The organism is Pseudomonas sp. SLFW (assembly GCF_009905615.1).
GTDB classification, from domain to species: domain Bacteria; phylum Pseudomonadota; class Gammaproteobacteria; order Pseudomonadales; family Pseudomonadaceae; genus Aquipseudomonas; species Aquipseudomonas bambusae.
The window spans coordinates 508090-527175 of the sequence record NZ_JAAAKW010000001.1 but is presented as its reverse complement, the minus strand read 5'-3'; the positions used below and the strand labels follow the sequence as shown (position 1 = coordinate 527175).

Below are 19086 nucleotides of genomic sequence, written 5' to 3'. Positions count from 1 at the left end.
ACCATGATCGAGCATTCAGCCAAACGCAGCGCCGGGGTGGTGCCGAAGAACAAGCTGTTCCTGCTATTTCGCATCGGGCCGGAGCGCTATGCGCTGGAGGCGACCGAGGTCGCCGAAGTGCTGCCTCGGCTGATGCTCAAACCCATCGCGCAGACGCCGCATTGGGTGGCCGGTGTGTTCGCACACCGAGGCGTGGTGGTGCCGGTCATCGACATGAGCGCGTTGACCTTCGGCGAACCGGCGCCCTCGCGCACCAGCACGCGGCTGGTGTTGGTGCATTACCGGCCTGATGCCGAGCGTGACCCGCAATGGCTCGGGCTGATTCTCGAACAAGCCACCGACACCCTGCGTTGCGCCGCTGACGAGTTCAAGGAATACGGTCTGGACAACCGCCAGGCTCCGTACCTCGGCCCGGTGCGGGAAGACGCGTTGGGCTTGCTGCAATGGATTCGCGTGCAGGACCTGCTGGACGACTCGGTCCGTGCGCTGCTGTTCCCGGCGCAACCCTTGAGCCTCGAACCCTTTGAGGCCACTCCATGACCGAAGACGCGCGTTTCTTCGCCTTTCTCAAGGACCGCATCGGCCTCGACGTGGCGTCGGTGGGCGAAGCGATCATCGAACGCGCGTTGCGTCAGCGGCGCATGGTCGTCAAAGCCATCGACCACGCTGACTACTGGCAGTTGCTGCAACGTTCGGCGGAAGAGCAGCAGGCATTGATCGAAGCGGTCATCGTGCCCGAGACCTGGTTTTTTCGTTATCCCGAATCCTTCGCCACCCTTGGCAAACTGGCGACGGCGCGTCTGGCGCATCTCAACGGTGCACGCCCGCTGCGCATTCTCAGCCTGCCGTGCTCCACCGGCGAAGAGCCGTATTCGATTGTCATGGCGTTGTTCGATGCCGGGCTGCAGGCGCAACAGTTCAAGATCGAAGCCGTGGACATCAGCCCGCTTTCCTTGCAGCGAGCACGCCATGGCGTCTACGGCAAGAACTCGTTTCGCGGCGACCAGTTAAGCTTTCGCGAGCGTTATTTCACCCCGGTCGAAGACGGCTATCGCGTCGAAGACCGGGTGCGCGAGCGCGTCAGCTTTCAGGCCGGGAACATGCTGGACCCGACCCTGTTGGTGGCGCAGTCGGCCTATGACTTTGTGTTCTGCCGCAACCTGCTGATCTATTTCGACGTCGATACCCAGCGCCGTGGGTTCGAAGTGCTCAAGCGCATGACCCACAACGACGGCGTGCTGTTCATCGGCCCTGCCGAGGGCAGTCTGTTGGGGCGGATGGGCATGACTTCCATCGGCATTGCGCAGTCGTTCGCGTTCCGGCATCAAGGCGAGGCGGACGCCGAGTCGCTGACGGTGATCGCGGCGTCACCCGCCCCGGCGCCATTGCCGGTCGAGCCGCGGCCAGCCAGCAAAAAGCCTGCGCCTGCACGAAGTCCCGGCGGAGTGCGATTTCTCCCGACTTCTCAGTCTGCAACGCGCAGCGCCGCTCCCGCATCGCCTGCGACGGGGGAGGCCGCAGCCTTGCTCGACAGCATCAAGAAGCTCGCCAACGAAGGCAAAAGCGCCGACGCCAAACTCGCGTGCGAGCAGTACCTCAAACGGTATGAACCGGTGGCCCCGGTGTTCTATTGGCTCGGTCTGCTGAGCGAAGTGGGCGGCGACGTGATCGGCGCCCAGGGTTTTTATCGCAAGGCGTTGTACCTGGAGCCGCAGCATCCCGAGGCGCTCGCCCAGTTGGCGGCCATTCTCGCGGCCCAGGGCGACAGCGCCGGTGCCCGCCGTCTGCAGGAACGCGCGGCCCGTGGTGTGAATAAAGAAGGACGTAATCGATGACCGGCGTACACAGTGAACTGGTCAGCAACGATGCCCAGGCCATCGACGACTGCTGGAATCGGATCGGCATCCACGGCGATCGCTCGTGCCCGCTCCTGGTGGAACACATCCATTGCCGCAACTGCTCGGTGTATTCGGCGGCGGCGACCCGTTTGCTGGACCGCTACGCGCTGGCGCAAGAGGAGCGCGTGTCGATTCACAGCGAAGAGCTGGCCAGCGACATAAAAACCCGCTCCATTGTGGTCTTCCGCCTGGGCGAAGAATGGCTCGGCTTGCCGACCCGCTGTCTGGTCGAAGTGTCGCCGGTGCAGACGATTCACTCGCTCCCGCACCAACGCTCACGGGCCTTGCTCGGCGTGGCGAACGTGCGTGGCGCGCTGGTGGCGTGCCTGTCGTTCGTCGAGCTGCTGGGATTGGACAGCGGGTCGGCCCCCGCCAATGCCTCGCGCATCATGCCGCGCATGCTGATCGTGGCCGCCGAGGGCGGGCCCGTGGTGGTGCCGGTCGATGAAGTCGACGGGATTCATGCCATCGAGACGCGTTTGCTGGACGGCGCATCGGCCCCTGCGCAAAACACCAACGCACGCTTCACCCGAGGCGTGGTGCAGTGGAAAGACCGCAGCTTGCGGTTGCTGGACGAAGAGCAGTTGCTGTCCGCCGTGAACCGGAGCCTGACATGACGCCCGATCAAATGCGCGACGCCTCGTTGTTCGAACTGTTCACACTGGAAGCCGAAGCCCAGACCCAAGTCTTGAGCGCAGGCCTGCTGGCGCTGGAGCGTAACCCGACCCAAGCCGATCAACTGGAAGCCTGCATGCGCGCCGCGCACTCGCTCAAGGGCGCGGCGCGGATCGTCGGCGTCAACGCCGGGGTCAGCGTTTCTCACGTGATGGAAGACTGCCTCGTCGAAGCCCAGGAGGGGCGGCTGCACCTCAAGCCCGAGCATATCGACGCGCTGTTGATGGGCACGGACATGCTCATGCGCATTGCCACGCCGGGACCGAACAGCGTGGCCCAAGGCGACGTGGACGGCTACGTCGCATTGATGAACGACCTGATCAAACCGGGTGCGCGTCCTGCCACCGCTGCGCCGAACCTTGCGCCATCAATGGACGATCTGCTGCTGGCCAACGCGCAGTCGCTGGTGGGATCGGTGCAATCGGCCCATGCGCCGCTGACTGAACCCACTGAACCTGAATTACCCGCTGTCACCGAATCCGTTACACCCGCACAACCGGCCCCTGTGCCCGAAGCCGAAGAAGAGGCCCAGCCGAAAATCGGCCGCCGCGTCGAGCGTCGGGTCAACGAGGGCGGCGAGCGCGTCTTGCGGGTGACGGCCGAGCGCCTGAATAACCTGCTGGACCTGTCGAGCAAATCGCTGGTCGAGACCCAACGCCTGAAGCCTTATCTGACTGCGATGCAACGGGTCAAACGCTCGCAAAGCGGCGCCAGTCGCGCGTTGGACAATCTCGAAGCCTTGCTCGACGCCAACGTCGATCCGGATGCGCAAAAGGCGCTGGAAGAAGCGCGGCGTCTGTTGAGCGAGGCGCAGCACCTGCTGATCCAACAGACCTCCGACCTCGACGAATTCGGCTGGCAAGCCAGTCAGCGTGCGCAGCTGCTGTACGACACCGCGCTGGCCTGCCGCATGCGTCCGTTCGCCGACGTGCTGGCCGGGCAGGCGCGCATGGTGCGTGACCTTGGCCGTTCGCTGGGCAAACAGGTGCGGCTGGAAATCGACGGCGATAAAACCCAGGTCGACCGCGACGTGCTGGAAAAGCTCGAAGCACCGCTGACGCACCTGTTGCGCAACGCCGTAGACCACGGCATCGAGTTTCCCGAACAGCGCTTGGCCCTTGGCAAACCGGCGGAGGGACTGATTCAACTCAAGGCGTCCCACCAGGCCGGTTTGCTGGTCGTCGAACTGATCGACGATGGCGGTGGCGTGGACCTTGAGCGTCTGCGTCGCAGCATCATCGACCGCAAACTGTCGCCCGAAGAAACCGCGATGCAGCTGAGCGAGGAAGAACTGTTGAGCTTCCTGTTCCTGCCGGGTTTCAGCATGCGCGACAAAGTCACCGAAGTCTCCGGGCGCGGCGTGGGGCTGGATGCGGTGCAGCACATGGTCCGGCAACTGCGCGGCGGGGTCGAACTGCATCAACAGGCGGGGCAGGGCAGCCGTTTCCACATCGAAGTGCCGCTCACGCTGTCCGTCGTGCGCAGTCTGGTGGTGGAAGTGGGCGGCGAAGCCTATGCCTTCCCGCTGGCGCACATCGAGCGGATGCGCGACGTGCAAGTGGACGAAATCGTGCAACTGGAAGGCCGCCAGCACTTCTGGCACGAAGAGCGCCACGTCGGCCTCGTTGCTGCCAGCCAATTGCTCAATCGTCCTGCCAGCCAGAATAACGCCGACGCGCTCAAGGTCGTGGTGATTCGTGAACGTGACGCCGTGTATGGCGTGGCGGTCGAGCGTTTCATCGGCGAACGCACGCTGGTGGTGCTGCCGCTGGACCCGCGTCTGGGCAAGGTCCAGGACATTTCCGCTGGCGCGCTGCTGGACGATGGCTCGGCCGTGCTGATCATCGACGTCGAAGACATGCTGCGCTCGGTGGAAAAATTGCTTAACACCGGGCGACTGGAGCGTATTGATCGGCGCAATCGTCAGGTCGACGTTCAAGTGCGCAAGCGTGTGCTGGTGGTGGACGACTCATTGACCGTGCGCGAGCTGGAGCGCAAATTGCTGTTGAGCCGCGGTTATGAAGTCGCGGTGGCCGTGGACGGGATGGACGGCTGGAACGCCCTGCGTGCCGAAGACTTCGATTTGCTGATTACCGACATCGACATGCCGCGCATGGACGGTATCGAACTGGTGACGCTGTTGCGCCGCGACAGTCGTTTGCAGTCGTTGCCCGTGATGGTGGTGTCGTACAAGGATCGCGAAGAGGATCGTCGTCGGGGGCTGGATGCCGGGGCCGACTATTATCTGGCCAAGGCCAGTTTCCATGATGATGCATTGCTCGACGCGGTGGTCGAGCTGATAGGAGATGCGCAAGGATGAAAATCGCCATCGTCAACGACATGCCCATGGCGGTCGAAGCACTGCGCCGTGCGCTGGCGTTCGAGCCTGCGCATCAGGTGGTGTGGGTGGCGAGCAACGGCGCTGACGCGGTGCAGCGATGCGCCGAACTGACGCCGGATCTGATCCTGATGGACCTCATCATGCCGGTCATGGACGGCGTCGAGGCGACCCGGCGTATCATGGCCGCCACGCCGTGTGCCATCGTGATTGTGACTGTGGACCGGGAACAGAACGTCCACCGTGTGTTCGAGGCAATGGGCCATGGTGCCCTGGACGTGGTCGACACGCCCGCCATCGGCGCGGGCGACCCGAAAGAGGCAGCGGCACCCTTGCTGCGCAAGATCCTCAACATCGGGTGGCTGGTCGGTCAACGTGACAGCCGCGTCCGTCCGACGCCAGCGCCGTTGGGCGTGGCGGCACAAAGAAAGGGGCTGGTCGCCATCGGTTCGTCCGCAGGCGGCCCGGCAGCGCTGGAAGTGCTGCTCAAAGGACTGCCGAAGGCGTTCCCGGCAGCCATCGTGCTGGTTCAGCATGTGGACCAGGTGTTCGCGGCCGGCATGGCGCAATGGTTGAGCAGCTCGTCAGGGCTGGAGGTGCGGCTGGCGCGCGACGGGGAACCGCCGGAGTGCGGGGCCGTGTTGCTGGCGGGCACCAATCACCATATCCGCTTGTTGAAGAACGGCACGCTGGCCTATACCGCCGAGCCGGTGAATGAGATATATAGGCCCTCTATCGACGTGTTTTTCGAAAGTGTGGCCAGCTATTGGAACGGTGACGCAGTGGGCGTTCTGTTGACAGGTATGGGCCGAGACGGTGCCCAAGGACTCAAGCTGATGCGTCAGCGGGGCTTCCTCACCATCGCCCAGGACCAGCAAAGCTGCGCGGTGTATGGCATGCCCAAAGCGGCAGCCGCCATCGACGCCGCCATGGAGATCCGCCCGCTAGACACGATCGCGCCTCGCTTGAAAGAGGCATTTATACAATGATTTTCCAGGTGATTTCACAGCCCGCCTGTGACCAGGAGACCCTGAATGCATGACTTGCAGCTGGACGAAGTAAACACCACGGATGAAAACGCTGCCATGGTGTTGCTGGTCGACGATCAGGCAATGATCGGCGAGGCAGTCCGGCGTGGGCTGGCGAATGAGGAAAACATCGATTTCCACTTCTGCGCCGACCCTCATCAGGCCATCGCTCAAGCGATCGAAATCAAGCCGACGGTGATTCTGCAGGACCTGGTGATGCCAGGGCTTGACGGTCTGACGCTGGTGCGCGAGTACCGCAACAACCCGATGACCCGGGACATCCCGATCATCGTGCTCTCGACCAAGGAAGACCCGCTCATCAAGAGCGCGGCGTTCGCGGCGGGGGCCAACGATTATCTGGTCAAACTGCCGGACAACATCGAGCTGGTGGCACGCATCCGCTACCACTCCCGCTCCTACATGACTCTGCTGCAACGCGACGAAGCCTACCGTGCTTTGCGAGTCAGTCAGCAGCAGCTGCTGGACACCAACCTGGTGCTGCAACGCCTGATGAACTCCGATGGCCTGACCGGGCTGTCGAACCGTCGGCACTTCGACGAATACCTCGAACTGGAGTGGCGCCGGGCGACGCGCGAGCAGACCCAGCTGTCGCTGATGATGATTGATGTCGACTATTTCAAAGCCTATAACGACAACTTCGGCCACCTCGAAGGCGACGAAGCGCTGCGCCAGGTGGCCAAGGCCATCCGTTCCAGCTGCAGCCGTCCTTCCGACCTGCCTGCACGTTACGGCGGCGAAGAGTTCGCGCTGGTCCTGCCGAACACCTCGCCGGGCGGCGCACGTTTGCTGGCCGAGAAACTTCGCCAGAGCGTCGCCAGCATGAACATCCCGCACATCGCGCCCAAGGAAGGCTCGAGCCTGACCGTGAGCATTGGTCTGGCGACCCTCGTGCCTCCGGTCGGCAGCCACAGCCGCCAGTTGATCCAGAGCGCGGATCAGGGCCTGTATGCCGCGAAGCACAATGGGCGCAATCAGGTCGTAGTCGGCTCGTAACTGTGGGAGCGAATTCATTCGCGAAGGGCGTTAATGTCCCTCTATCCGTCGAGGCTGAAATGCCCTCTCGCGAATAAATTCGCTCCCACAGGTTTTGCATTTGGCTTGATCATCCGTAGACGCTAACCACCCCTGCCCAACGGGCTGCCATCCCGGCGTCAGCTCGGGTATACTCGCGGGCTTTGTGAAATTCGCCTGCGAGTCCTGACGACCATGGAAATCAACCCGATCCTGAACACCATCAAGGACCTGACCGAACGCTCCGAATCCATTCGGGGGTATCTTTGACTACGATCAAAAACATGATCGTCTGACCGAAGTCAACCGCGAGCTGGAAGACCCCAACGTCTGGAACAAGCCCGAGTATGCCCAGTCCCTCGGCCGCGAGCGTTCGGCGCTGGCCCAGATCGTTGAAACCCTCGACGAAATGAGTTCCGGCCTGGCCGACGCCAAAGAGCTGCTGGACATGGCTGTCGAAGAAGACGATGAAGGCGCTGTGGCCGATGTCGTCGAGCTGCTGGAAGGCCTGGAAGCATCCCTCGCCAAGCTGGAATTCCGTCGCATGTTCAGCGGCGAGATGGACCCGAACAACGCCTACCTGGACATCCAGGCCGGCTCCGGCGGCACCGAAGCGCAGGACTGGGCCAACATCCTGCTGCGCATGTACCTGCGCTGGGCCGACAAGCGTGGCTTCGACGCCACCATCATGGAACTGTCCGAAGGCGAAGTCGCCGGCATCAAGGGCGCCACCGTGCACATCAAGGGCGAATACGCCTTTGGCTGGCTGCGTACCGAAATCGGCGTGCACCGCCTGGTCCGCAAGAGCCCGTTCGACTCCGGCGCACGTCGCCACACCTCATTCTCGGCGGTGTTCGTTTCCCCCGAGATCGACGACCGCATCGAGATCGACATCAACCCGTCGGACCTGCGCATCGACACCTATCGTTCGTCCGGTGCCGGTGGTCAGCACGTTAACACCACCGACTCGGCGGTCCGTATCACCCACGTACCGACCAACACCGTCGTCAGTTGCCAGAACGAACGTTCCCAGCACGCGAACAAGGACACCGCCATGAAAATGCTGCGGGCCAAGTTGTACGAGCTGGAAATGCAGAAGCGCAACGCCGCGTCCCAGGCGCTGGAAGACACCAAGTCGGACATCGGCTGGGGCCACCAGATCCGCTCGTACGTTCTCGATGACTCGCGCATCAAGGACCTGCGGACCGGCGTCGAGCGCAGCGACTGCAACAAGGTGCTGGACGGTGACCTCGACGGTTACCTGGAAGCCAGCCTCAAGCAAGGGCTGTAATCGCGACCCCACGTGTTGCGGGCACGGCGCATGCGAAGCAGCGACCGGCCCGCGATCCCTTGCCGACGGCAAGAGCAACGAACCTGTGATGGAAAATCTAAAGACATGAGCGACCAACAACTCGACCCGCAAGCCCAGCAACAGGAAGAAAACACCCTGATCGCACTGCGCAAGGAAAAGCTTGCTACCGAGCGCGCCAAGGGTAACGCCTTCCCGAACGACTTCCGCCGCGAAAACTACTGCAACGACCTGCAGAAACAGTACGTGGACAAGACCAAGGAAGAACTGGCTGAAGCGGCGATTCCGGTCAAGGTTGCAGGTCGCATCATGCTTAACCGTGGCTCGTTCATGGTGATCCAGGACATGACCGGTCGCATTCAGGTCTACGTCAACCGCAAGACCCTGTCGGAAGACACCCTGGCCTCGGTGAAAACCTGGGACATGGGCGACATCATCGCGGCGGAGGGCACCCTGGCCCGTTCCGGCAAAGGCGACCTGTACGTCGAAATGACCAGCGTACGTCTGCTGACCAAGTCCCTGCGTCCGCTGCCTGACAAACACCACGGCCTGACCGACACCGAGCAGCGCTATCGCCAGCGTTACGTTGACCTGATCGTCAACGAAGACGTGCGCGAAACCTTCCGTGTTCGCTCGCAAGTCATCGCCCACATCCGCAGCTTTCTGATGAAGCGCGACTTCCTTGAAGTTGAAACGCCGATGCTGCAGACCATTCCGGGCGGCGCCGCAGCCAAGCCGTTCGAAACCCACCACAACGCGCTGGACCTGGAAATGTTCCTGCGTATCGCGCCTGAGCTGTACCTCAAGCGTCTGGTGGTTGGCGGGTTTGAAAAGGTGTTCGAGATCAACCGCAACTTCCGCAACGAAGGCGTCTCGACCCGTCACAACCCTGAATTCACCATGTTGGAGTTCTACCAGGCGTACGCCGACTACGAAGACAACATGGACCTGACCGAAGAGCTGTTCCGTGAACTGGCTCAACTGGTTCTGGGCAGCACCGACGTGCCGTACGGCGACAAGGTGTTCCACTTTGGCGAGCCGTTCGCGCGTCTGTCGGTGTTCGACTCGATCCTGAAATACAACCCGGATCTGACCGCCGACGACCTGAACGACATCGACAAGGCCCGCGCCATCGCCAAGAAAGCGGGCGCCAAGGTGCTGGGCTTCGAAGGTCTGGGCAAGTTGCAGGTGATGATTTTCGAAGAGCTGGTCGAGCACAAGTTGGAGCAGCCACACTTCATCACCCAGTACCCGTTCGAAGTGTCGCCGCTGGCCCGCCGCAATGACGAAAACCCGAACGTCACCGACCGTTTCGAGTTGTTCATCGGTGGCCGTGAAATTGCCAACGCCTATTCCGAGTTGAACGACGCGGAAGACCAGGCCGAGCGTTTCATGGCGCAAGTCGCCGACAAGGACGCGGGCGACGACGAAGCCATGCATTACGACGCCGACTTCGTGCGTGCGCTGGAATACGGCATGCCGCCAACGGCAGGCGAGGGCATCGGTATCGACCGTCTGGTCATGCTGCTGACCAACTCGCCGTCGATCCGCGACGTCATCCTGTTCCCGCACATGCGGCCTCAGGCGTAAGCGTCATCCTAAAAGCCGCCTCAGCATGGGCGGCTTTTTTTTGCTTGATGAATACCTGTAGGAGCATGCGGTAACAGTTATGACGCTATCGCGAGCAAGCTCACTCCTACAGGTGTTCGCGGGCTGTTGTAGGAGTGAGCTTGCTCGCGATAGCGTCTCGTCAGGCGCTGAAAAACATGTGATATGCCTTGACTATCAAGACTGAAAAAGGAAAACCCCGTCGTGAATCGTACGATCGCTCAAAAAGGAGCCGCCGGCCTGGCCACCGCCGTCGCGCAGAGTGTTCAGTATCAGGGCCGCAAGGCCAGCCGACAGGGCAGCGAGCAACGCCGCCAGCAGATTCTCGACGCTGCCATGCGCATCCTCATTCGCGACGGCGTGCGTGCCGTCCGCCATCGGGCCGTGGCCGCCGAAGCGCAAGTGCCGCTGTCCGCCACCACCTACTACTTCAAGGACATCGACGACCTGCTCACCGATGCCTTCGCCCAATACGTCGAGCGCAGCGCCGCCTACATGGCCAAGCTGTGGACCAACACCGAAGACCTGCTGCGGGAGATGGTCGCTCGCAACGACGGCAGCGCCGAAGCCCGTGGCCGTTTGGCCGATGAAATCGCCCGCATGACCCTGGACTACGTGCGCCATCAATTGCTGACCCGGCGCGACCAGTTGATCGCTGAACATGCGTTCTGCCTGGAAGCCCTGATCAACCCTCGCCTGGCGCCATTGGTGGCGGCCCATCAGCAAATTCTCTTGCAGGGAAGCGCCCAGTTTCTGGAGGTCATGGGCTCGACCCAACCGCAAGTGGATGCACAAGTGTTGACGGGGATTATCGGGCGGATGGAATATCAGGGGCTGCTCGCCGGGCCACGTCCCGAAGCAGACGAGGAAATGCTCGCTATTCTTACGCGCCAGATGCATCTGGTGTTGGGTACTGCCAAGCCAGTGATTGGCTGAGAACGCTTGAATTCAGGAGAAGCGATGAAAGTCTGGAGCGTCTTGCTCGCCTTGTCGTTCGCGTTGTTGAGCGGATGCCTGGTGACTTTCAAGGACCCGATCCCCGCCAGCGACACCGCGCCGCCCAAGCTGCTCGGCACCTGGACCAGCAAAAACGCCTGGGGCGAGCCGCTGGAGCTGGAAATCAGCCGCGCGGGTGCCAATCAGTACAAGGCCGTCAGCTACCGCAAGGGCGACCGCAAGAACCGCGACGAATACACCTTCACCGTTTCCCGGCACGGCAGCCGTTGGTACGTCTCGGCGGCACTGCCCGAGAAGTACGGCGCCCATTACGTGATCGCGGGTTTCGACCTGATCGACAATGAAAGCGCCGCCGACGAACTGGTCATCTACGACCTGGACGTCGAGCGCATGCAGCAACTGGTCGATCAGAAGACCTTCGAAGGCCAGCCCACCGAAACCGAAAAGGGCGACGGCGTGCTGATCTCCACTTCCATGGACAAGGTGTTCGCCTACCTGGACGACACCGCCAATTCCGACGTCTTTCTCAAGGCGGCTCAATATCAGCGCATGGCCAAATAGCGCCACGGGTTAATCAAAGGGGTACTGGGTGGACGAATACCAGCAGACCATTCGCGCGCTGTCCGACCGCATCGTGTTGGCGCAGACGCCGATTCGCGTGCTCGACGCGGTGAAGTGGGACGAGAGCATTCGCAAGAATTTCCTCGCGGCCAAGGGCAAGCAGATGCCCGAGGTGGATCGGGCCTATTACGAAAACCGCCCGCTCGGGTTCGACTCCGGCGCCGTAAAGCTCGAATTCCAGAACATCGAGCGTGACATCACCCGGCAACTGGGGCAGTTCAACCCGGTCGGGCAGATCATGCGCCGCATGTGCAAGGAATACCGGATGGTCGTGCGCATGCTCGAAGCGCGGGGCACGCCGGATTTCGGCCTGATCTCCCAAGAACTCTACGGCGCTGCGTCCGATGCTTTCCACGCCGGAGACCCGACGCTGGCCGACCTCGGCATGATGCTCTCTGATTACTTGAACAACATCGCCGGGCGGGGCGACCTCAAGGACGAACCGAAAACCCTCAACGCGAAAGACGCGGTGGCGATGCTTCAAAGCCGCTTGAACCGGACCTTTGGCGAAGCCGAAGAAACTATTCGGGTGTTCGAGTCTGACGGCATCGTGGCCGACGCGGCGGCGGGCGCGGATTACATCAAGATCCGCAGCGACGCGATGTTCAACGAACGTGACGTGCGAGCGCTGGAGGTCCATGAAGGGCTGGTGCATGTGGGCACGACGCTCAATGGCCAGAACCAGCCGATCTGCACCTTCCTCGCCAAAGGCCCGCCCTCGTCAACCGTGACACAGGAAGGCCTGGCGATCCTGATGGAAGTGATCGGCTTCGCTTCTTATCCAAGCCGTCTGCGCAAGCTCACCAACCGCACCCGCGCCATTCACATGGCAGAAGAGGGCGCGGACTTCCTGCAAGTGTTCGAGTTCTACCGCGAGCAAGGCTTCGGCATGCCAGAAAGCTACGGCAACGCCAGTCGCGTGTTCCGAGGTTCGGTGCCGAACGGTCTGCCGTTCACCAAGGACTTGTCCTACCTGAAGGGCTTCATCATGGTTTACAACTACATCCAGTTGGCCGTGAGGAAGGGCAAGCTGGAGCAGGTGCCATTGTTGTTCTGCGGCAAGACCACGCTGGAAGACATGCGCACCTTGCGGCAATTGGTGGATGAGGGACTGGTCGTGCCACCGAAGTACCTGCCCGACCAGTTCCGCGACATGAACGCGCTGTCGGCGTGGATGTGCTTCTCCAACTTCCTTAACCATTTGAGCCTGGACCGGATCGAAGCGGATTATTCGAATATCCTGTGATGGTTTCCTACAGCTACGCGAACGACAAGGACATCGCTTGAAGCCTCTTCTGACGTTGCTGCTGCTCATTACGCTCACCGGCTGCAGCCAACTCCTGTTCTACCCCGAACGTGAAGTGCCGTTGACCCCGGAAAAGGCCCACATCGCCTGGCGCGACGTGACCCTCACGGCAGCAGACGGCACGCGGCTAAACGCATGGTTCCTGCCTGCGAAGGAAGGCGTCCCGGTCAAGGGCACGGTGCTGCACTTGCACGGCAACGGCGGCAACATGGCCTGGCATTTGGGTGGCAGTTGGTGGCTGCCCGAGCAGGGCTATCAGGTGCTGCTGCTCGACTACCGCGGCTATGGCAAATCGGAAGGCGAGCCCAGCTTGCCCGCGATTTATCAGGACATTGACGCGGCGTTCGACTGGCTGAGCAAAGCCCCGGACGTACAGGGCAAACCGCTGGTGGTGCTGGGGCAGAGCATCGGCGGCGCGTTGGCCGTGCATTATCTCGCCGAGCACCCTCAACAGCGTTCGCGCATCAAGGCCCTCGTGCTCGACGGCGTGCCCGCCAGTTACCGCGAGGTCGCCCGGTATACCCTCGGTACGTCCTGGCTGACCTGGCCGTTCAAGCGTCCGTTGTCGTGGGTGATTCCTGACAGCGACAGTGCCATCAACGGCATCGCTCAATTGAAAGGCACGCCGATGCTGATGTTCCAGAGCCTCGACGATTCGCAAGTCCCGCTTCACAACGGCATCAGCCTTTACCAGAACGCGCCGCCGCCTCGGGTGCTGCAATTGACCCGTGGCCCCCACGTCCAGACCTTCGCCGACCCCACGTGGCAGGAAGTGATGGTGCGTTATCTGGATGATCCGGCGCATTTCAGCGGCCTGCGTCGGTTGGCCGAAGTTCCCAACTATCCCGACCCTGATCCGCGCCAGAAAAGTGCCTCTACGCCGTCGGACAGTAAGCCTGAAGAGAAGCCGCAATGACCGAAGAGCGTAACCTCATCCCGCAAATCCTCACCGGTATCGGCTGCATTTTCGGCACCGTGGGCGTGCTGTGGTACTACGGCTACCTGCACTTCGCCAAGCCCGAGGACGCATTGGAATTGAGCCAGTTCACGATGCTCAAGACCGTGCCAGGGGAGGACTATAAAGTCGCGATGGAGCCTGCGCCGCAGGTCGCGCACTGCGTGGAAGGGGTGATGGTGCTGTTCGACAGCGAGCAGAAAGGCCTGACCGGTGTGCTGGTCAACGACCGCAAACAGGCCGTGCGTTGCGTGGGGCAGGAGACGCCGCAGCAGGTGCAGTAGACGTCGCGCCGTCATCCACAAAAAAGCCCCGCCTGTTCGTCAACAGGCGGGGCTTTTGTTTATCGCTGCAACAGGTTTATTGCATCGACGAACGCGGTGCGACCGGCTGGTTATCGTTGGAAATGGTGACTTCCACGCGACGGTTCATGGCGCGGCCCGAAGCGCTGGCGTTGTCAGCAACCGGGTATTCCTTGCCATAGCCCTGGGATACAACACGGTCCAAGCTCACGCCCATCTTCACCAGCGCCATGCGCACGGAGTTGGCGCGACGGTCAGAGAGCGACTGGTTGTAGCTGTCGGAGCCGGTGCTGTCGGTGTAACCCTCGACGATCACTTTGCGATCCGGGTTTTCCTGAAGGAACTGGGCCAGCTTATTGACGTTGACCAGACCTGCGGATTTCAGATCAGACTTGTTCAGATCGAACAGCACGTCGCCGAAGGTCACCAGCGTACCGCGCTCGGTCTGCTTGGCGTTCAGGCTATTCTGCAGGGCTTTGATCTGCGCATCGCGAGCATCCAGACGCGCCTGGGCACGTTGGGCCGCAGCGTTCTTCAAATCGTTTTCAGCGGTCTTCAGGTTAATGGTTTGCTTCGCCAGCTCAACGCGCTGATTGGTCAGATAGGCCAATTGATCGACCTTCTTCTGATCTTCATTGTTGCGGTAAGCGGCGTCGGCCTTGTTCAGCCAGTCGCTGGCGTCCTTGGTTTCCAGGGCAGCGAGTTCGGTGGATTTCGGGTTGCTTTGCAGCGCCGAGTAGTTGGTGCGAGCCTGTTCCAGGTTCACGTTCGGTTGAGAGGAGCAGGCAGCCAGACCAACGCTCAGGGCCAGCAGGGCAGGGATCAGTACTTGTTTGCGCATAATATGTTCGTCCTTTAAATCCAGTGGCAATGCTTGAAGTGCGGGAGGTTATTGAGCGGTCGGCTGAGCCTGACGCAGACCTTCTTCACGCAGTTCGTTGACGCCCTGACGCGCGTCCTGCACCGCTTTCTGTGCTTTCGCCGCTTGTGCCTTGCGTTCGGCTACACGAGCGTCCCATTCAGCTTGTTCGGCGTACTTGCGAGCTTCGTCGTATTTCTTTTCCTGCATGGCCAGTTCAGCTTGCTTGAACTTGTCCTGCGCCGACTTCATCTCGACCGCTGCGTACTCGGTACCGCCCGCGCTCACGGCAGCGTTCACGGCAGATTGCGTCACCGCGTATTGCTCGCTTGGAGGTTTGCCCGCGCAACCGGCAAGCAGGAGGCTGGTGCCCACGACCAACGCGGCCAGTTTCAGCCCGCGTGGGCTCTTGAAGGTGTGAGTGGCGGTGCGGGTATTCATGGTGGTCAACTCCATTTTGAAACTCCTGAAAGCTAGATTTTCCATTTCAGCGCTGGCCTGGGCGGGGACATGACCAGGGTCAATTTCCGCTGCCACCTGTCGGCTTTTCTGTAATGGCTAATGGGTCGGACCTTTGCCGATTTTGAATAGTTCAGACGTTTTCGCTCTTACGGGCGGGCGTTTTGTTGCGTGATGTAAAATTGGCGCTCGTAAATTGACGCAAAAAAAGACGCGCCGCCCCCGGTTTTCGGGGTGAGCGCGCCTTTTGTTGATGCTCTAAAAACGACGTCGTGATCAGTGTTGAGCGTTGTCCTGCTGCTCGGATAAATCCTGCAGATAACGTCGAGACAGCGCGAGGAATCGTGGCGTAGGGCCGACGTCCTCATACAGTGGGTCGCCTTCCTCGTCGGTGGCGACCACATGCTGGCCTTTGATGTAGGGAAAGCTGGCTTCCAAATCTTCCAGCGCAGCGCCGATCAGCTCGCCCAGCAGTTCTTCGGCAGAACGCTTGGGGTACATTTCGGCGATGGCGGCCAGGCGGGCTGCGGCTTCTACATCCAGGTGAACCGCGTAGCCGGTTTTGGTCAGGCGACCTTTCGCGGAATCTTCCCAGTGTTTTGCGAGCTCACGGATTTTCATAGAGACCTCTTCAACGACCCGCTTGTGAGCGGGTTCTGGCGAATTGTCGAGCCGTCGTCCAATGCGTGACGTGGCCCGTCTTGAGACTAGCTTGCTCCCAGCAGATGTAAGGCAAAGGGTTGCGTACGTGCATGAATTTGTCGCTCTATACACATTGATAGAGGCAAAACTTACGAGGGCGTTCAGTTCGGGATGACCGAACTGACTCAGGACAGAACAAAAAAACGCTGAAGGAGAAGGCTGGATGGCTGATATCGATGCACGATTGCGTGAGGACGTTCACCTGCTGGGTGAGCTATTGGGCAATACCATTCGTGATCAGCACGGGGCTGATTTTCTCGAAAAAATCGAGCGTATTCGCAAAAGTGCCAAAGCCGGACGCCGCAGCGCGACCCAGAGCACCGAGCAACTGAGTTCCAATCTGGAAAGCCTGGGCGAGGACGAGTTGCTGCCCGTGGCGCGGGCGTTCAATCAGTTCCTTAACCTGGCCAACATCGCTGAGCAGTACCAACTGATTCATCGACGGGATGACAGCAAGCCGCAGCCGTTCGAATCCCGCGTGCTTCCCGAGTTGCTGGAGCGTTTGAAGGAATCCGGGCAGTCACCTGAAGCCTTGGCTCGCCAACTCGGCAAGCTGGAGATTGAATTGGTGCTGACTGCGCACCCGACTGAAGTGGCGCGCCGTACCCTGATCCAGAAATACGACGCCATAGCCGCACAACTGGCTGCCCTTGACCATCGCGACCTGAACCGTCAGGAGCGTGCGCAGATCACCGAGCGTCTGCAACGCCTGATCGCGGAAGCGTGGCACACCGAAGAAATCCGCCGGGTACGTCCTACCCCGGTGGATGAAGCGAAATGGGGCTTTGCCGTCATCGAAAACTCGCTGTGGCAGGCCGTTCCCAATTACCTGCGCAAAGCCGATCATGCGCTGCAAGCTACCACCGGTCTGCATTTGCCACTGGAAGCCGCACCGATTCGCTTCGCTTCATGGATGGGTGGCGATCGCGACGGCAACCCGAACGTCACCGCTGCCGTGACCCGTGAAGTGCTGCTGCTGGCGCGCTGGATGGCGGCGGACCTGTACCTGCGTGACGTTGATCAACTGGCCGCCGAGCTGTCGATGCAACAGGCCAGCCCTGCTTTGCAGGCCGAAGCGGGTGACAGCGTCGAACCCTATCGTGCCGTGCTGAAAAAGTTGCGTGAGCGTCTTCGTGCTACCCGTAACTGGGCCCATGCTTCACTGAAAGTCACTCAGCCTGCGCCGGAAGACGTGCTGAACAGTAACCGGGAATTGCTGGAACCCCTGCAGTTGTGTTTCCAGTCATTGCACGAGTGCGGCATGGGCGTCATTGCCGACGGTCCGCTGCTGGACTGTCTGCGTCGGGCGGTCACCTTCGGATTGTTCCTGGTCAAACTCGACGTCCGACAGGACTCCACGCGCCACAGTGCGGCCATGACCGAGATCACTGATTACCTCGGACTAGGGCGCTATAACGAGTGGAGCGAAGAGGCGCGCATCGAGTTCTTACTGGAAGAACTGAACAGCAAGCGGCCGCTGCTGCCATCGCATTTCAAACCGGCTGCTGACACCGCCGAAGTGCTGGCCACCTGTCGCGAAGTGGCTGCTGCCCCTGCGGCGTCTTTGGGTTCTTACGTGATCTCCATGGCCGGTGCTGCTTCTGATGTCTTGGCCGTGCAATTGCTGCTCAAAGAGGCCGGATTACAACGACCGATGCGCGTCGTGCCGCTGTTCGAAACCCTCGCGGACCTCGATAACGCCGGGCCGGTGATCGAGCACCTGCTCAGCCTGCCGGGCTATCGCCTGCGTCTGCATGGCCCGCAGGAAGTCATGATTGGCTATTCCGACTCGGCCAAGGACGCGGGCACCACGGCGGCGGCCTGGGCGCAGTATCGTGCGCAGGAAAAACTGGTGGAGATCTGCCGCGCCCAGCAAGTCGAACTGCTGCTGTTCCATGGCCGCGGCGGCACGGTGGGGCGTGGCGGCGGTCCTGCCCACGCGGCGATTCTCTCGCAGCCTCCGGGGTCGGTGGCCGGGCGTTTCCGCACCACCGAACAGGGCGAGATGATCCGCTTCAAGTTCGGGTTGCCTGATATCGCCGAACAGAATCTCAACCTGTACCTGGCCGCTGTGCTAGAAGCGACGCTCCAGCCACCGCCGTTGCCGGAGCCTGCGTGGCGGCAGATGATGGACGAACTGGCGGCAGATGGCGTGAAGGCCTACCGCGCTGTTGTGCGCGAAAATCCCGAGTTCGTCGAATACTTCAGCCAGGCCACGCCCGAACAGGAACTGGGCCGTCTACCGCTGGGCAGCCGTCCGGCCAAGCGCCGCGCAGGGGGCGTCGAAAGCCTGCGCGCGATCCCCTGGATTTTCGCCTGGACCCAGACCCGCCTGATGCTGCCTGCATGGCTCGGCTGGGAAGACGCGCTGAGCAAGGCGCTGGAGCGAGGGCAGGGCGACCTGCTAGGGCAGATGCGCGAACAGTGGCCATTCTTCCGCACGCGCATCGACATGCTGGAAATGGTGCTGGCCAAGGCAGACAGCGATATCGCGCAGCTCTACGACGAACGTCTGGTGGAGCCGGGGCTGCTGCATTTGGGTGCACATTTGCGCGACCTATTGTCGCAGGCGTGTGACGTGGTGCTGGGGCTGACCGGCCAATCGCAGCTGTTGGCCCACAGCCCCGAGACGCTGGAGTTCATCAGCCTGCGCAACACCTATCTGGACCCCCTTCATCTATTGCAGGCCGAATTGCTGGCGCGCTCGCGCAAACAGGACGCGAGTCTGGACAGTCCTTTGGTACAGGCGCTGCTGGTGTCTGTCGCAGGCATTGCCGCTGGTTTGCGTAACACCGGCTGACGCGGCACTTGCGACGCGGGTGAGGGCGCAGGCCTTCATCTCGCGGCGCCTGGCTCATCGACAAGGATGCACACCCCTGAAGTTGCACCGGGTCGTACCAAAGTATTGATCGTTGGCAAGCTACTGGTTTTTCGCGGGTTGCTGCGACTTTTGGCGTCTTGTGCGGCATGAACCGGCTGTGTATCTTGATCAGCCTTTGGCCGTTGGGTCAGTTAATTTTTTAAAGTGATTGGCCCC

The 19086-nt window shown here is 61.3% G+C and carries 17 protein-coding genes; 14 read left to right on the top strand and 3 right to left on the bottom strand.

The window, feature by feature from the left end:
• Window positions 1-3 precede the first annotated feature (3 nt).
• The 13 genes from GVN17_RS02195 to GVN17_RS02135 all read left to right on the top strand — a co-directional run bounded on the left by GVN17_RS02195 (window position 4) and on the right by GVN17_RS02135 (window position 14011).
• Window positions 4-540: a chemotaxis protein CheW gene (locus GVN17_RS02195; protein ID WP_166593585.1), complete on the top strand. Its 537-nt coding sequence runs from the start codon at window positions 4-6 to the stop codon at window positions 538-540.
• Window positions 537-1835 carry a protein-glutamate O-methyltransferase CheR gene (locus GVN17_RS02190; RefSeq protein WP_166593584.1) on the top strand — a complete coding sequence of 433 codons (1299 nt, stop codon included), beginning with the start codon at window positions 537-539 and terminating at the stop codon, window positions 1833-1835. Before GVN17_RS02195 ends, GVN17_RS02190 begins: the two co-directional genes overlap by 4 nt.
• Window positions 1832-2515, top strand: coding sequence for a chemotaxis protein CheW (locus GVN17_RS02185; RefSeq protein ID WP_166593583.1), 684 nt, complete (start codon window positions 1832-1834; stop codon window positions 2513-2515). Before GVN17_RS02190 ends, GVN17_RS02185 begins: the two co-directional genes overlap by 4 nt.
• Window positions 2512-4893 carry a hybrid sensor histidine kinase/response regulator gene (locus GVN17_RS02180; RefSeq protein ID WP_166593582.1) on the top strand — a complete coding sequence of 794 codons (2382 nt, stop codon included), beginning with the start codon at window positions 2512-2514 and terminating at the stop codon, window positions 4891-4893. Before GVN17_RS02185 ends, GVN17_RS02180 begins: the two co-directional genes overlap by 4 nt.
• A complete protein-coding gene (locus GVN17_RS02175; protein WP_166593581.1) occupies window positions 4890-5900 on the top strand; it encodes a chemotaxis response regulator protein-glutamate methylesterase in 1011 nt (336 codons plus the stop codon). The genes GVN17_RS02180 and GVN17_RS02175 overlap by 4 nt, the downstream gene beginning before the upstream one ends.
• 45 nt (window positions 5901-5945) lie before the next feature.
• A complete protein-coding gene (locus GVN17_RS02170; RefSeq protein WP_166593580.1) occupies window positions 5946-6953 on the top strand; it encodes a PleD family two-component system response regulator in 1008 nt (335 codons plus the stop codon).
• 213 nt (window positions 6954-7166) lie between these two features.
• Window positions 7167-8262 (top strand): peptide chain release factor 2 gene (gene prfB / locus GVN17_RS02165; RefSeq protein ID WP_166593579.1). Its coding sequence is split into 2 segments (ribosomal slippage): window positions 7167-7238 and window positions 7240-8262, totalling 1095 coding nucleotides; the frame shifts between segments, so codons are not numbered across the junction.
• A 105-nt stretch (window positions 8263-8367) separates the two neighbouring features.
• A complete protein-coding gene (lysS, locus tag GVN17_RS02160; protein ID WP_166593578.1) occupies window positions 8368-9870 on the top strand; it encodes a lysine--tRNA ligase in 1503 nt (500 codons plus the stop codon).
• Window positions 9871-10092: 222 nt separating this feature from the next.
• A complete protein-coding gene (locus GVN17_RS02155; protein WP_166593577.1) occupies window positions 10093-10824 on the top strand; it encodes a TetR family transcriptional regulator in 732 nt (243 codons plus the stop codon).
• Between the two features lie 24 nt (window positions 10825-10848).
• Complete coding sequence (locus tag GVN17_RS02150; protein WP_166593576.1) at window positions 10849-11406, top strand: hypothetical protein; 558 nt, start codon at window positions 10849-10851, stop codon at window positions 11404-11406.
• A gap of 28 nt (window positions 11407-11434) precedes the next feature.
• Complete coding sequence (locus GVN17_RS02145) at window positions 11435-12712, top strand: flavohemoglobin expression-modulating QEGLA motif protein (RefSeq protein WP_166593575.1); 1278 nt, start codon at window positions 11435-11437, stop codon at window positions 12710-12712.
• Between the two features lie 37 nt (window positions 12713-12749).
• On the top strand, window positions 12750-13688 hold the full coding sequence (locus GVN17_RS02140) for an alpha/beta hydrolase (RefSeq protein ID WP_166593574.1): 939 nt from the start codon (window positions 12750-12752) through the stop codon (window positions 13686-13688).
• Window positions 13685-14011 carry a hypothetical protein gene (locus GVN17_RS02135; protein WP_166593573.1) on the top strand — a complete coding sequence of 109 codons (327 nt, stop codon included), beginning with the start codon at window positions 13685-13687 and terminating at the stop codon, window positions 14009-14011. The genes GVN17_RS02140 and GVN17_RS02135 overlap by 4 nt, the downstream gene beginning before the upstream one ends.
• 76 nt (window positions 14012-14087) lie before the next feature.
• Here the strand turns inward: GVN17_RS02135 and GVN17_RS02130 are convergent, their stop codons facing one another.
• The 3 genes from GVN17_RS02130 to GVN17_RS02120 all read right to left on the bottom strand — a co-directional run bounded on the left by GVN17_RS02130 (window position 14088) and on the right by GVN17_RS02120 (window position 15968).
• A complete protein-coding gene (locus GVN17_RS02130; protein ID WP_166593572.1) occupies window positions 14088-14870 on the bottom strand; it encodes an OmpA family protein in 783 nt (260 codons plus the stop codon).
• Window positions 14871-14918: 48 nt separating this feature from the next.
• A complete protein-coding gene (locus tag GVN17_RS02125) occupies window positions 14919-15344 on the bottom strand; it encodes a DUF4398 domain-containing protein (RefSeq protein WP_166593571.1) in 426 nt (141 codons plus the stop codon).
• Between the two features lie 279 nt (window positions 15345-15623).
• Complete coding sequence (locus GVN17_RS02120; RefSeq protein ID WP_166593570.1) at window positions 15624-15968, bottom strand: pilin assembly protein; 345 nt, start codon at window positions 15966-15968, stop codon at window positions 15624-15626.
• Window positions 15969-16212: 244 nt separating this feature from the next.
• Here GVN17_RS02120 and ppc point away from each other — a divergent pair, with 244 nt between their 5' ends.
• A complete protein-coding gene (gene ppc, locus GVN17_RS02115) occupies window positions 16213-18849 on the top strand; it encodes a phosphoenolpyruvate carboxylase (RefSeq protein ID WP_166593569.1) in 2637 nt (878 codons plus the stop codon).
• Window positions 18850-19086 lie beyond the last annotated feature (237 nt).